Source organism: Rhodococcus sp. 2G, from assembly GCF_001886355.1.
Classification (GTDB): Bacteria; Actinomycetota; Actinomycetes; order Mycobacteriales; family Mycobacteriaceae; genus Rhodococcus; species Rhodococcus pyridinivorans.
The window spans coordinates 3,787,842-3,802,725 of record NZ_CP018063.1 but is presented as its reverse complement, the minus strand read 5'-3'; the positions used below and the strand labels follow the sequence as shown (position 1 = coordinate 3,802,725).

The following is a 14,884-nucleotide window of genomic DNA, read 5'->3' as shown; positions in this document are numbered from 1 at the left end:
CCTGTGCCCGGAGGACGCATCGATATCGAGGTGGCCCCCGATCTACGGGATTTCCCGGCGCGACTCGAATCCGGCACCAAGGGCGCCCTCGGCGTTGCCAGCAAGATCGGTAGCGCACTCGGGCTGGCGATCGGGGCAGGCGCGGTAGGCAAAGCTGTCATCGATCTCGGCAACAGCTTCACGACGGAGCTGAACACTCTGCAGGCCGTGTCGGGTGCGACCGCCGAACAGCTCGAGGCAGTCAAGAACGCTGCGATGGGCCTGGGCAACGACAACGCCCTCGCCGACACCTCCGCGGTCGATGCCGCCGCAGCGATGACCGAACTCGCCAAGGGCGGGTTCACGGTCGAGCAGTCGATGACCGCGGCTCGCGGTACCCTGCAGCTCGCCGCCGCAGCGCAGATCGACGCAGCCTCCGCCGCGACGATTCAGTCCCAGGCATTGCAGGCATTCGGTCTCGACGCCGATTACGCGGCCAAGGCCGCCGATGTGCTGGCCAATGGCGCGAATGCGTCGTCGGCGGAGATCACCGATGTCGCGTCGGGTTTGCAGCAGGCCGGCGCGGTCGCGAATCAGTTCGGCGTCTCGCTCGAGGACACCGTCGCCGGGCTCGGCATGCTCGCCAACGCCGGTATTCAAGGATCCGACGCCGGCACTCTGCTCAAGTCGACGCTGCTCGCATTGACAGATCAGTCCAATCCTGCCCAGGGGGCGATCGAAGACCTCGGACTGACGATCTACAACGCGTCGGGCGAATTCGTCGGATTCCGGGAACTGTTCGGTCAGCTCCAAGAGGCGTCCGCCTCAATGACGCCGGAGATGTACCAGGCCGCGACCGCCACCCTGTTCGGTTCGGACGCGATGCGCCTGGCCGGTGTCGCCGCCGAGCAGGGGACAGCCGGCTGGGACGCTATGCGCGGCGCTATCGAACGTGAAGGCGCCGCCGCGGATGTCGCCGCCGCAAAGACGCAAGGACTGCCGGGTGCTATCGCAGGCGTTCAGAACGCCGCCGAAGGACTGGCCCTCGAGGTGTACGACCTGGTCGACGGACCGCTCGAAAATCTCGCGACCAAGGCCGGCGAATTCGTCACCAACGCCACCCCCGGATTGATCTCCGGACTCTCGGGCGCCGCCGATATGGCGATGTCAGTGGGATCGAGCCTGTCCCCGGTGGCCGACATCGTCGGTGACCTCGTCGGGGCCTTCATGGATCTGCCCGCGCCGATGCAGGCCGTAGTCGCAGGGTTCGCTGCGATCAAGGGGTCAGGCCTCGATGACAAGATCGGTGGCTGGGTGGAGAACGCCCAGGGTGGACTCGAAGAGTTCCTCAGTCAGATGGACGAAGTCCGTCAGGTCCTGGCAGAGAACATGCTCGAAGCCGAGAATCCGGAGGTCGACGCGAGCACGTTCGAGGGATCCCTCGAACAGGTCAACGGTCTGCTCGAGGAAAACGAAGAGCAGATCTCCGAGGTGGCCGCAGCGTGGGGCACGATGGAGGCCCGATCCCCGGCGATCGCCCGCATGGGTGACTCCTACCGTGACGTCACCCGCCGCGCCAGCGACTTCGCTACCCGCCAGCGAGACGCGGCAACAGCAACCGGTGGATTGTCGGGTGTCCTGCGCAACGCCGGTGCTTCCGTCGCTACATTCGGCGGCCAAGTCGGCGGCGTCGCCGCTGCCGGAATGTCCGGCCTGAAGTCTGCCGCAGGCGGTGTGATCTCCGCGTTCGGCGGACCGTGGATGGTCGGGCTGGCCGCGGCTGGCATGGCTGTCTCCTCATTGGTATCGAACATCCAGGCAGCCAAGCAACTTTCGGAACAATACGACGAATCGTTGCGGGCGGTCGCCGAGTCCCAGACCGACACCTTCAGCACCCTCGTCAGCAACGGCGGCGTCATCGACGACACCGTGTTCGGTCAGCTCACCCAGCAGATCGACGGTGTCTCGGCCGCGTTGTCCGCCGCAGCTGACAACGACGCGAAGTGGAACAACGTCGCCTCGGACATGATCGGCGATTTCATCAAACCGTGGAAGGGCGCGGGTGATGACATCTCGTTCGAGATGGACCGGGTCGCCCTGGCTAACAGGCAAGCCCAGGAAGCCATCGAAAGCCTGGGTATGTCCAGCGATCAAATCGCACGGAAGGTGGGCGGGACGCAAGGCGAATGGAACACCTTCCGCGCGACCTTGGCCGGCTCGGGTGAAGGCGGCAAGGACGCTGCCAACAAACTGGAGGACCTGCGGAGAGTTCTCCTCGAACAGCAAGAGGCATCGCAACGCGTCACCCCCGGCACATACGAGTTGTCCGACGCGTTCGCGTTGCTGGCCGACGAAGCGGCGAATGCGGACGCCAAGTCCTCGGCGCTCAAGCGTGCACTCGATGCCCTGGCCGGTGTGCCGCCGGACCTGCAGGAAGCCACCGCAGCGTACAACGCGGTGGTCCGAGATACCGCTGAGGCGACGCAGGAAGTATGGGACCAGTCCAAGGGCTGGGGCGCTGCGCTTATCGGCGCCAACGGGGAGGTCAACACTCAGACCGAAAACGGTGCCGCGCTCTGGGAGCAGCTACTTGCGATCCGCGATGCTACCGCGGATGTGGCTGCTGCGGGAAAGGACGTTGGTCCCCAGCTTGCGCAAAACCGGGAGCAGTTCGAGCAGCTGGCAGGCGCAGTCGGGCTCAGCGCGGGTGAGATCGAGACGATGGCCAGGATGCTCGGCTACAACGAGAGCACCTTCACCATTTCGGCGCAGCTCGCCGGTGCCGACGGTGTCACGGCCGAACTCGGTGTCGTCAAGACCGCACTGGACGCTGTTCGACCGGGAGAGCCGAAGGTTATCGAACTCCAGGCGCTGACCGACGATGCTCGGGCCCGGCTCGAGGAGTTGGGTTTCAAGGTCGACGAGATCACCGAGGACGGTGTGACGACCTTCCGGGTGGAAGCCGAGACGAGTCTGGCTCAGTCTGGACTCGATGCGGTCCTGGCCAAGCTCCTCGAAGTCGGCGGCGTGGAAGCCGTCCCTGAGATCGACGCGGACGCAACACGATTCGCTGTCACTAACGAGGACGTCCTGGCCAAGCTCCGCGAGATCGACACCACCCAGGTCGATCCGGCTGTCGGTGCGGTCATCGACGATTTCCTCGCGGGCCGTGACGTCACCCTGGAAGAGCTGTCGAAAATCGACAACTCCGAGGCAGACGCGGATGTCAAACTGCTGATACAGCAGGCGATACGGGATGCCCAGGTGGTATCCGAAGCTATCGACGCTGCTGCGAAGAACCGGACCACGCAGATCGCGATCGAGTGGTCGAACCGCTACGCGGCAGCACGTGCAGCCAACCCCGACTTCCTCGGACCGCTCAGTGTCGCCCCATTGGCGACAGGAGGACAGATCGCCGCTGGAAGCCGGATGCCCACTACTGGGCCCGGCACCGAAGTCGTTGACGGGATCTATGCGGTCACGCCGGATGGCACCCCGGTCGCGCGGGTCAACGGTGGGGAATGGGTGGTCAACTCCCGAAGCTCGGAGAAGTACGACGGTCTGCTTGCCGCGATCAACCGCGACGATCCGCGACTGGCAGGGCTCCCTGGCTTCGCTGAAGGCGGCCCGATCGTGATGTCGATGGTCCGTGCCGTCCAATCGAAGTTCCCCGGTATGCAGTTCACGTCGGGTCTTCGCTTCACCGACAACGGGTATCACTCGAAGGACCAGGCGGCGGACTTTTCCGACGGGTTCGACTCGACCCCGACGATGCGGTCCCTGGCGGCGTGGATCGCCGACAACTACGCCGGCATCACCTTGCAGCTGATCCATCAGCCGTTCGACCGGAACATCGGTCAAGGGCAAGGCTTCGTCGGTGACGGTCTCGGCTTCTACGGCGCGGACACGATGGCTGATCACCGTGACCACGTCCACTGGGCAGTCTCGGAACCGGTCGGTGAACCGCGGCTGACGTCCTCGGATGGAAGCACCGATAGCCGTGGTCGGTCGCGGCGGGCGCGGAGCACGGAGACCTGGGACACCGAGGATGAGCTGAAGCTGGACTCGGCTCGGATCGCAGTGGTGCAAGCGATAGAAGACCGCGACAAGGCGCTGAACGATCCGAAGAAGTCGCAGGCCGACAAGGACCAAGCGAAGAACAAGGTCCTGCAGGCGGAGGAAAAGGTCCGCAAGCTCGAGGAACAGAAGAGCACCGCGGAACAGGGCGGCATGGCGATCCCGCCGGCGCCTGAGCTCACCACGTCGTACACCGATGAGGAACTTCGACTGCGGGACCTCGAACGCGCGGTGGATGAGGCGAAGTGGGACCGCGACGAGATCTACGCGGATCCCGAAGCGGCGCCATGGGAACGTGACGAGGCGGACGACAAGCTGCAAAGAGCGATCAACGCGCTCGCTGAGGAGCAGCAGGAACAACGTCTCGCGTTCGCACCGGAGGCGCCGGCCCTCACGGGCCGGATGACCGACGAGCAGTTGCGTCTCGCTGACCTCGAGGACGCGGTCGAGCAGGCCCGGCTGGACCGCAACGCGGTGTACGCCGATCCACGCTCGACGCAGCGTGAACGCGATGCCGCGGATCGAGATCTGCAGAAGGCGCTCAACGCTCTCGAGGAGGGCAAGCAGGGCGGCGAGGGAATCAGCGGATCGTCCATCGCGGAGCTGTTCGGCAACGCTGCCAAGGCTGCGGTGCAAGGCCAACTCGAGGATGCCTTCGGCACGATCGGACTGACCAACGGCGGGTCGGGTGCCATCGGGACCGCCATCGGTCTCGGTGTGGAAGCGCTGACGAAGCAGGCCCAGCAAGGGCCGGCCGCGGCCCCGCCCCCCTCGGTTGATGTGCGCAGTTCCGATGCGGACATCGGCCGGGACGGGCGCGCACGTGAGGACTGGCTCAAGACGCTCGTCGAGTCGCTGAAGGTGCCGGCGGTCCTGCGTGATGTCGGTGGTCCTGTCCCGCATGGGATGGCGGCACTGAACCTGTCGGGTGAAACCGAGTGGGTGCAGACCGCAGCCGACCGACGTCGCTACGACCGGGACATGGAAGAGCTGGCGGTGCTGCGCACAGAACGCACCGGCGCCAGTGGTGGTGTCGGCGCAGGGCAGTTGTCCGAGATCGCGGGACAGCTGCGGCAGTTGGTGGAACGCCCACCGATTCAGCACACCTCCCAGTACTACGGCTACGAGCAGGCCGAGGCCCACCGTCGCGAACGCGACCGAGTCGATCAGTACTCGCGTACGTACACCAGGAGGTGACTGTGGCGCTACGGCGCAGCGAGACCCTCGTCGAAATCGAGGGATGCAACGGTGACCTGGTCACCATCTCCGGCCCCGGCCAGGGCCGAGAAGGGTTCGAACTCCTCGAAGGCGGGCTGCAAGACGTCTACGACATTCCGTTCTCGACGATCTACACGCAGCACGCCTTCGAGGAGGGCGCCACCTACAACGGCATGCGCATCGAACGGCGCACGCCACTGATCAAGATTCTCGCCCATGCGACGTCGAGCCGGACCTGGATGGCCGTCGACGAACGGTGGGCGGAACTGTGGTCCCCACTGGCGGACACGAAACTGTGGGTGACCACCCCCGATTCGCGCCGGCATCTCCTGATCCGCCAGCTCGAGCACATGCGGGTCGACCTGTCGGTCGACCCGCACGGGGAGCAGGAAGCCGAGATCGAAACACCCGGGGTATCCGGTGACCCGTGGTGGTGGGAACCGTCGGTGTTCGACAAGTGGACCTCTGAGGTCGACACCACCGGTCTCGATTCGAACGGTCAACCCAAGATCGCCCGCGGGACGGTGACGGTGTCGAACCCGACGCCCTATCCGATCTGGCTCAAGTGGCGGCTTCAGGCCGGGCCGACACCGGGCACGAAATGGACGATCGCGGATTTCTCGTGGGGAAACAAGATCCACAGGCGTGCGGTCGAGGACGCCGACCGGGTCATCCATATGCCGGAGATGCTCGGCAACGAGCACGTCGATATCGAGACCGACGAGAACGCCAAGCGTGAGCAGACGCGTTCGACACTCGACACGCAGTTCTACATGCGTATGGACGGCAAGACGTTTCTGTATCCGCTCCGCCCGAGGCTCGATCCGGTCGAGATCCCCGTCGAGGTGACGGGAGCGCCGGCCGGTGTCGGGGTGCGGGTGGAATGTCCGCGGCCGTGGCCGCGTCCATGGGGGCAACGCCGATGACCACAGTCCCAACAATCGATTTCGATACCGAGTTCGAAGGTCTGGTCCAACAGCTCAAGGACGAGGCCGAACAACGTCTCGCCCCACCGGTGGTCCGCCTGTGGGACGGCGACTGGAATCTGCGCGGCGTCTGCAAACACGAGAACTCCGTCAGCGTCCAGTGGCTCAACAACGAGACCGGCACGGCGTCGATCGAGATGCCCTTGGACTACTACCTGTCCGAGTGGCTCGTCGACGTCGACGAACGTGACACCACGAACGTGCACCTGACCGTCGACAAGGACGGTGCCCGCTGGTCCGGGCTCATGGACGAGCTGCAGATCCACAAGGACGAACGCGGCGTCCGCTACGTGCGGGTGATCTTCAAGCACGACTACGAGCACCTCAAGCACATCCTCGTGTGGTCGAACCCGTTCCTGCCGGCCGAGATCCAGTTCCCGCGCCTGTGGGTTTGCTTTTCCAACCACGTCCGGTGGGCGCTGAAGACCACGCTGTTGTGCAACCTGATGCGTCTCGAGTCGTCGCTGTGGATGCTTCCGGATGACCCGATGGATCCGGCGCAGTGGTTCAACTTCGACCAGTCCACCTGGGGCATGGTCGTCAAACCGGATCTGACCCCCGACCGTTCTGTCGGTGGCATCGTGTACGGCCGGTTCAAGACGATGCACGAAGCCTCCCGCCGCATCGTCGAGGACGCCCAACTCACCTGGGAACCACGCCGCTACCTCGACGGTGATCCACCGCCGTGGCCCGGCGCCAACATCAAGCACGGCTGCCTCGTGTGGGACCTCGTCGACAACTCGGCGTTCAACACCGGAACATCGTTCGGCGGCAACCTCTTCGAAGGACTCGCCCACGAGTTCGTCAACATCGGAGGAGACGGCCTGACCGAGACCGTCGAAACCGTCTCGGATCCAAACATCCCCGAGCTGTACACCACACCCGGTGTACGGGGCACCGATCCGTCACGGCCCGGTGTGATCTGGCGCGACGGCGAGCACACCGGCATCCAGACGTCGATGTTCTCCTACCGACCGGCGCAGGACGTCGGCGTGGTCGGAGGCGGGCACTCGATGCCCGGCGTCAACGAGGGCATATCCGCGGCCATCATCGGCATCACCGGGTTCCTCGGCTCACTGATCGGCCAGTCCCAGATCGGCCCGGCCATCGACGCGGTGCTCAAACCGCTCTACACCGATGTGTTGCTCGCCTTCGGTAAGTGGAAGAGTCCGGCCAGGGCGCAACGGTTGGGGTGGTCGCACTACCACGAACGGTGGGCGGAGGGCAGCGACCGCGCCTACACCCTGTCGTGGCTGCTCGCGATGCGCGCCGCCATGTGGGCCACGCGGGAGCAAACCCGCTGCACCATCACCGTCGTCGACGGCGCACCGTGGCGCATCGGCCAGAATGGCCTCGGCCACTGCTTCCTCGGCTCCCGTGTCGGCTTCACCGTCCTCGGCATGAAGCCCGGCCGGATCTTCGTCGAGCAGATCTCCGAGCTGACCCTGTCGTGGGACCGCGCCACCGCTCCGGTGTGGAACTTGCAGATCGGGCAGCGCGAGCCGCAGGACCCGGTCATGAAGGCCTTCCAGATGCTGCAGGACTTCTTCGGAATGCTGCAGGACCTCGGCGTCTTGTGACGCCGACCGATTCGAAAAAAGGACACCAGCGATGCGGCTACCGCTGCAATCCACGTGCGACCAGTCCGATCCACGAACAGCCCACCAGTGGCTGTTCGTGGATCTGCCGTTCGCCGAGAACCAGCCCTACACCCCCGACGTCCGACTGCTACCCGACTGGTCCCAGCGGGTCAACGACGCCGGCTACCGGCACGTCGACCAGATCCGCGCCCTCGCCAACGAGGACGGATTCATCCACGTCGACCAGCTACCCGAGCAGCGCAAGCGCTACCGGCCACCGCATCGCGGTCAGCAGCACTACCTCAACACCGGGGTGTGGGTGGATATGAACGCCGAAGATCCCGAACCCGTGATGATCCCGGACATGGAGCGCCACACGCCCCATGAGCAGGCGGTGGTCGCCGAGCAGCTCTACCACACCGGTGTGATCAAACGGCAAGAGCCGCAGCCGGATAAGGCAACCGTCGGCAAAGCCCGCCCGGTGTTCAACCCGAGCGACTACTCCCCGTCGATGGTCAACGGCTACCTCATGGGCGTCGACGACACCGAACGCCGGCGAGTCCTCGCCGCGGAGATGACCGGCAAGAAACGCCAGCAGATCCTGCGCAACCCGCTGTGGAAGGGACTGTGATGCCGAAGAAGGTCAAGCCGCTCGCACGCGGCAGCTACGTGCCGGGGTCGATGTACCGCAGCCCGCAACGCCCCGACCACCGCGGCGTCGACTTCGAAGCACCGCTCGGCACACCGATCTACGCGCCGGTCGACATGCTCATCATCGAAGGCGCCGACCGCAAACCCGGCACCGTCGACGGCTTCGGGAACTGGATCTGGGGCGACGCCCAGGACGAACACAAGGTCGACCTGATCTTCGGGCACATGCGGCACGCCGACATCTACGTCCGCGGCGGCCAGCACGTGAAGGCCGGCCAACTCATCGCCCGCGTCGGCTCCGAAGGCACATCGACCGGACCGCACCTGCACTTCGAAGTGTGGACCCCGCCCGGCCGCATCGGCGGCAAGGACCGCGACCCCCTCGCATGGCTGGCCGGCGCCACCGATCCCGTCGCACCCGCAGCATCTTCTCCTGCGCCCCCCAAGAAGGACCCCATCGTGCCCGCGTACACCATGAACGAAATCGACCTGACCGGCACGCACGCCAGTCACAGCAGCCGCCACGGCGCCAGGCCGTGGCTGTTCGTCCTGCACACGCAGGAAGGAGGCGGCAACGCCGAAGGACTGCACAACTACTTCAAACGCGCGCAGGTGTCGTACCACTACACCGTCGACAATGCGACGCTGATCGGCTCGGTCAACACCGACCGTGCCGCATGGTCGGTGCTCGATGCCAACCCCTACACCCTGAACCTGTGCTTCGCCGGATCCCGCGCCGCCATGTCCCGCGAAGAGTGGATCGGCAAGTTCGGCAACGCCATCGACCTCGCCGCCCAGGTCGCCGTCCGCGACTGCATCCAGTACGGCATCGATCTCAACGTGCACGGTCGCGACTACGACAAGATCCGCCGGCGCATCGAAGGGATCTGCGATCACTCCGGCATCACCTACGGACTGTCGATCGGAGACCACACCGATGTCGGAGCGAACTTCCCCTGGGACGTCTTCGCCGACCGCGTCCGCTACTGGGTGCACGGCAGCGGCGCCGCCACCCCGGCCCCGGTGCCGACGGTGAACGCCATCGACGCCGAAGCGAAGTCGGCCGCCGAATGGATCGGTGCCCGCATCACCGACGGTGAGGGCGACGCGATCGACGGCGGCAAGTACGCCCACTTCGAGAACGGCTCGATCTACTGGCATCCCACGACCGGTGCGTTCGCCATCCCGAAGGCAATCTTCGAGAAGTACGAGCAGCTGCGGTGGGAGCAGTCCTATCTCGGGTTCCCGATCGGCCGGCACACCGTGCTCACCAACCCCACCACCGGCGAGCCGTGGGGTGATGTGCAGGGCTTCCAGGGCGGGGCGATCTACCGCCGCTACGGCCAGCCCGGGTACGCCGTCACCGGCATGATCCGCGCCTACTGGAACCGCGCCGGATTCGAGAACGGACGCTTCGGGTGGCCGATCTCCGACGAGATCTGGGCCGACGATACCGGCACCGTCCGCTACCAGAACTTCGAGCACGGCCGGATCACGTGGTCGGCGGACGGCTCGGTCGGCACCCACGAACGCCCCGGCTTCGACGCCATCAGCACCGAGGAGAACTGACCATGCCCGAGACCCTCACCACCGCCCGCACAGTCCGCATCTGGGACCACGACTTCGCGTTCCTCGAAGCCCGCGACCTCGACATCGAGTACCGCCGCGAACGCACCGTCGTGCGTCTCGCGTTGCCGATCGCCGACGAGCTGGCACAGAAGATCGTCGAGGCCTCGTTCGACGGATCCGGTTACGGCGCCCACATCACCATCGACACCGACGGCGAGACATGGCGTGGCCGATTGGCCGAGGTCACCGTCTGCCGCGCCGCCGGTGTCCGTATCGCCGAGCTGCTCTACGTCGACGTCAACAACAAGTCCGAGTTCGAGACCCTCTTGGAGAAGCTGTGAGCGACAACGTCATCGACATCATCACCCGCGAGGTCGTCGACAAGGTCGGACCGGAACTCGAGAAGAAGGTGCAGACCGTCGTCCACGACGTCCGCACCCTCATCGAAACCGAAGCACGAGAACGCATCGACGCCGCGGTCGCCGAGATCCCCCAGATCGCGATCCGCGCCGCTGTCCGTGCGGCCGAGCAGAACCAACCCCTGTCGGTCTCGGTCGAGGGGGAGCTGATGTCCATCGACCCGAAAGCCGACGCCAAGGAACGCGCCTGGCGCACCTTCCTACAGGGCGCGCTCGTCACGCTGGTGCTGGCCGTCGGCACCGCCTTCACCGCAGCGCTCTCCGCCCCCGGCTTCGACCTGCTCACCTGGGACTCGTGGAAGACCGCGGCGACCGCGGCGGGGGTCGCGGCGATGACTGCGGTCGTCGCCTATGTGCAGCGGTTCGTTCAGCCCCCGAAGGGCAGCTGATGCTGGGCGCACGACTGACCGCCGGCGCAACCGGAATGATGTCCTGCACCCTCGGCGTGCTGTACGTGATGCCTGAACAGCTCGTTCGCCGGCCACTGCAACCGGGGCAGGTCTCCGCTGTCGTCTGGATCGAGGGACTCGGACCATGGTGGACGGTGCTGTTCGTCATCTCCGGACTCATGCTGCTCGCCGCTGCATGGCGCCGCACCGGGTTCGTCACCGCACATCTCGCGGCGGTGTTCGCCTACACCTTCTACGCCTGCTGTGTGTTGTTCTCTGCCGTCATGACCGAACCACCCGTGCCGGTCGTCACCGGCACCCTCGCCGGATACATAGCCCTGACCCACATGTGCATCGGCCGCGGCTGTGCCGAACGAGGATTGAGGTGAGCGTGGACCCGAGTTTGATCGCTGCACTGAGCAGCCTCATCACCGCCATCGGCGGCACCGTCGGCGGCATACTGGTCACCCGCTCGAAAGTGCGACTCGACGACGTCGCCATCGTCCAGAGAGAACTCGACGAAGCGAAAGCCGACCTCGAACGAGAGAAGCAGGCCCGCGCCGCAGACCTCGACCGCGCCCGCAACCAGCACAAGACGGAACTCGACGAGCTCCGCGCACGGCACGACGCGGACATCAAGTGGCACGAGGGGCGCGTCGCAACCCTGCAGGAACAGCTCGATGCCCGCGACCGCCAGATCACCCGCCTCGACCGGTGGGTCCTCGCCGGTCGCGCCTACATCGCGCGCCTCACCCGATCGGTGATCGATCTCGGTGGGACACCACCCCCGCGGCCGACCGACCTCGACTGACCAGAAGGAGGTGGATTCGTGACAACACCCCACGGATCCGCGCCGGACGGCGCGTGGCAGTTCGCATCCGGGTTCGGTCAGGGCATGACCGAGGACGAAGCCCTCGCCCTGGCCACCGGTGGTGCGCGCGGGAACCTCGAACAGGCCGACGAAGAATGGGCACTGGTACGCGGCGATCTCCAGGCGCTCATCGATGAACAGGACCAGTTCAAAGAACGCCTCGATCTTCTCGAAGGCGTGTACGGATACTGCAACACCTTCATGTCCGCGAACTGGCTTGTCGCACAAGACCATTTGCTCGCGCTGCCGTTCGATACGCAGCTCGGCCCCAACGTCGGCGCTGTCCCATACGAGGGTGGGATCCGGCTGCAGACGCGGGGACTGTGGCGGGCGGACACGATTGTCACCTGCGACAAGATGACTTCGAGCAACTTTGCCGCGCAGGTGTACATCACCGTGCTGTCGGTGGCGACCGGCGCCGTGTACTCCGAAACCCGATTCGATATCGTGCTCACCCCGTCGGGTTCGGAGTCCGCGGCGTTCTCGAAAACGTTCGTGGTTCCTACCGACGACGACTACGTGGTCAAGGCCCGCATCCAGCACAACCGCACCGCACGACTGAGAGTCTTCGGTGGAACGCTGCGCAGCGCATTGTCCGTGAACAAGTGGTCGACGAATACCTCGAACAACGTCGACATCCCCGAGCCGGCCGATGGAGGGGAACTCGGATGACCACCCCAGGTGGATCTGCCCCGGATGGAGCGTGGCAACTCGCATCGAGTTTCGGGCAGGGCATGGACGAAGCGTCGGTCATGGAAGCCACGACCGGCGCTGCCCGCGCGAACATGCTCGAAGCGGTGGCGAAGTATGCGCTTCATCTGCAGCAGCAGAACGCGACGCGAGCAGATCTGATGGACGGGCAGAACGGTTTGAAGTCCCGCCTCGAGTTGCTCGCCGACGTCTCCGGATACGGCACCGCGGTGATGGCGTACAACTGGGACCTGCCCGACTCGACGTGGTGCGCGATCCCGTTCGATACCCAGCTCGGCCCGGTGAAGGGCGTCTCTGTCACAGCCCCGAGTACAGGTGTCGGTTACCTGACGCTCAAGCGGGGCGGGTTGTGGCGCGTCGACGCCCAGTTCGCGATCACCGGCTACTCGATGGGCGTGACTTGGTTCTGGTCTGGTGGCTCACCGGGCATGGGTGTGCTGGTGCCGCTGTACACGTACTCGCCGATCTTCCCGAAAGTCATGTTCGAAGTCCTCGACGCGAACGGTGATCTGATCTCAGCGCAGCAGTTCGACATGGTCTCCGACCTCCAACTCAACGCGCAGGGTCTCGGCTACCAGAACGCTCCACGATCCGGCGCGTTCTCCAAGACATTCGTCGTCGAAGACATGCCGGACGAATACGACCCGGCCGCGCCCGATCATTGGGTGCACGTGCGAATGTCGATCCGCTACTCGCCGATCTACACCGGGACGCTCAACGCAACAATGTGCAAAGTCCTTGGAGGAACGAAATATTCGTCCCTCAGCGCCACTCGCTGGTCGCGTGACTCCACGCACATCAACTACGCCGATGAGGTACCCGACGGCGGGGACCTCGGATAGGAGACCTACATGCTGTGGATTGCATGGTGGTGGCTCTGGACATTCGTGCTGATCGGAGGCGGACTATGACAGTGCTCACCGCGAAGGTCAAGGACATCGCCGACGCCGATGACCGAACGACGTTCACCTTCGAAATCCCCAAGGTGCGTGGAGCCACCGATGGTGGAATCGTCACAGTCCGGGAACGGCGCTACACCGCAGAGTACGGGCAGCTCACCACCGACGATCTCGAACCCGGTCCTGCCGTGTTGCATATTTCTGGTGGTGGTGGCGGATCGTTTACGATCACGATCCCTGACTCGGAAACGCCCGTCCAGCTTGCATCCCTACTCGACGCGACCACCGAGTACCCAGAACCGGTGGTCGCCGCCGCCCAGGCTGCCCGGAACGAAGCTATCTCGATGGCAGCGATCGCCGGTGCCGCGGCAACGATCTCAACAGACAAAGCAGAGGACGCGGCCGATTCGGCAGCCGCTGCCGCGGTTTCGGCGCAGCAGGCCGCGGATACTGCCGCAACCGGTGTCCCGGATGCCACATCTTCGGGCAAAGGCAAGATCCAGCTTGCCGGGGACCTCGGTGGCACAGCTGACGCTCCGACCGTGCCAGCGTTGCAAACCAAGGCCGATCTTGTCGACGGGGTGATTCCCCAAGCTCAGATCCCGGCAATCGCGCTCACCGATTTCCTCGGCACGGTCGCATCCCAGTCGGCGATGCTCGCCCTGTCGGGGCAGCGCGGCGATTGGTGCACCCGCACCGACCGCGGCACGGATTGGCAGTTGATCGCCGAACCGTCGACGATTCTCACGAATTGGCGTGAACGCACATATCCAGCATCACCGGTGTCGTCGGTGGCCGGCCGAACCGGCGCGGTGACCTTGTCAACTGCGGATGTCACCGACATGTCGTCGGTCGGGGCGAGCCTGGCGAAGGCTGCGGACAAGGCGGCAGCCCGTTCGGCAATCGACGCAGGAACTTCGAGCCTGCAGATCGGGACCACCGCATCGACAGCGATGGCAGGCAACCGTATCCAGTTGGTTGCGGATCTGCCTGCAACGGGAGTCGAAGGCGTGCTGTATCTCAAGCCGAGGACGTGAGGCAATGCAATACGGCTCGGTCCCGATCAGCGAAGTGCAGTACGGCTCGACCCCGATCGGCGAAGGCTGGATGTGGTCGGGTGGTGGCTGGGTGCAGGTCTTCCAGGCCGGTGCCCACTACGTCGACGAGTTCAACCGGCCCAACGGCGCACTCGGTGCGGACTGGCTCGGTTCCCCCCAGCCTACGATCAACTCCAACGCTGCCCAGAACTCCACCAGTTCCGGGAACGTCCCCCAGCTCACCGAGTACGCGAAGAAACTGAACACGGACCGCTACGGTGTGCTCGCCACTGTGAAAACTCCGGTCGGTACGAACCGCTCGGCAGAGACCTACTTCTACTTGTCCGGTCGGTGTACGGGCACAGGTGTGCAGAACGACGACATCGTGCTGCTCGTTGCTGCCGGCGCGGCCCTGGCCTCCGGGATCTACACCCGGTCCGCATCGGGGACCTTCACCAGTCGTGTGCCGATCTCTGGTGGGTGGACCTAGTAGTGCCC

At 65.1% G+C, this 14,884-nt stretch carries 13 protein-coding genes; all 13 read left to right on the top strand.

All coding sequences use genetic code 11. The features are described from left to right. The first annotated feature begins 3 nt into the window (after window positions 1-3). The 13 genes from BO226_RS27775 (at window position 4) to BO226_RS17700 (ending at window position 14,876) form a co-directional block, all read left to right on the top strand. Window positions 4-5,253 (top strand): phage tail tape measure protein, encoded by a 5,250-nt coding sequence (locus BO226_RS27775; protein WP_071935843.1) that lies wholly within the window; start codon window positions 4-6, stop codon window positions 5,251-5,253. Between the two features lie 2 nt (window positions 5,254-5,255). Beyond that, window positions 5,256-6,200 (top strand): hypothetical protein, encoded by a 945-nt coding sequence (locus BO226_RS17760; RefSeq protein ID WP_071935842.1) that lies wholly within the window; start codon window positions 5,256-5,258, stop codon window positions 6,198-6,200. Then, window positions 6,197-7,840: a Gp37-like protein gene (locus BO226_RS17755; RefSeq protein ID WP_071936510.1), complete on the top strand. Its 1,644-nt coding sequence runs from the start codon at window positions 6,197-6,199 to the stop codon at window positions 7,838-7,840. The genes BO226_RS17760 and BO226_RS17755 overlap by 4 nt, the downstream gene beginning before the upstream one ends. A gap of 31 nt (window positions 7,841-7,871) precedes the next feature. Further along, window positions 7,872-8,471, top strand: coding sequence for a phage gene 29 protein family protein (locus BO226_RS17750; RefSeq protein ID WP_064257109.1), 600 nt, complete (start codon window positions 7,872-7,874; stop codon window positions 8,469-8,471). Beyond that, complete coding sequence (locus BO226_RS17740) at window positions 8,471-10,060, top strand: peptidoglycan DD-metalloendopeptidase family protein (protein ID WP_083543680.1); 1,590 nt, start codon at window positions 8,471-8,473, stop codon at window positions 10,058-10,060. Before BO226_RS17750 ends, BO226_RS17740 begins: the two co-directional genes overlap by 1 nt. A gap of 2 nt (window positions 10,061-10,062) precedes the next feature. Then, window positions 10,063-10,401: a hypothetical protein gene (locus tag BO226_RS17735; protein WP_071935841.1), complete on the top strand. Its 339-nt coding sequence runs from the start codon at window positions 10,063-10,065 to the stop codon at window positions 10,399-10,401. After that, complete coding sequence (locus tag BO226_RS17730) at window positions 10,398-10,868, top strand: hypothetical protein (RefSeq protein ID WP_071935840.1); 471 nt, start codon at window positions 10,398-10,400, stop codon at window positions 10,866-10,868. Before BO226_RS17735 ends, BO226_RS17730 begins: the two co-directional genes overlap by 4 nt. Next, on the top strand, window positions 10,868-11,257 hold the full coding sequence (locus tag BO226_RS17725; protein ID WP_071935839.1) for a hypothetical protein: 390 nt from the start codon (window positions 10,868-10,870) through the stop codon (window positions 11,255-11,257). Before BO226_RS17730 ends, BO226_RS17725 begins: the two co-directional genes overlap by 1 nt. Next, window positions 11,254-11,679 (top strand): hypothetical protein, encoded by a 426-nt coding sequence (locus tag BO226_RS17720; RefSeq protein WP_156895254.1) that lies wholly within the window; start codon window positions 11,254-11,256, stop codon window positions 11,677-11,679. The genes BO226_RS17725 and BO226_RS17720 overlap by 4 nt, the downstream gene beginning before the upstream one ends. Before the next feature lie 18 nt (window positions 11,680-11,697). Then, window positions 11,698-12,411 (top strand): hypothetical protein, encoded by a 714-nt coding sequence (locus BO226_RS17715; RefSeq protein ID WP_071935837.1) that lies wholly within the window; start codon window positions 11,698-11,700, stop codon window positions 12,409-12,411. Continuing rightward, on the top strand, window positions 12,408-13,292 hold the full coding sequence (locus BO226_RS17710) for a hypothetical protein (RefSeq protein ID WP_156895252.1): 885 nt from the start codon (window positions 12,408-12,410) through the stop codon (window positions 13,290-13,292). The genes BO226_RS17715 and BO226_RS17710 overlap by 4 nt, the downstream gene beginning before the upstream one ends. Window positions 13,293-13,363: 71 nt before the next feature. Further along, entirely contained in the window at window positions 13,364-14,386 is a 1,023-nt protein-coding gene (locus tag BO226_RS26740) for a hypothetical protein (protein WP_064257102.1), read from the top strand. A gap of 4 nt (window positions 14,387-14,390) precedes the next feature. Further along, on the top strand, window positions 14,391-14,876 hold the full coding sequence (locus BO226_RS17700; RefSeq protein WP_071935835.1) for a hypothetical protein: 486 nt from the start codon (window positions 14,391-14,393) through the stop codon (window positions 14,874-14,876). Window positions 14,877-14,884: the final 8 nt, after the last annotated feature.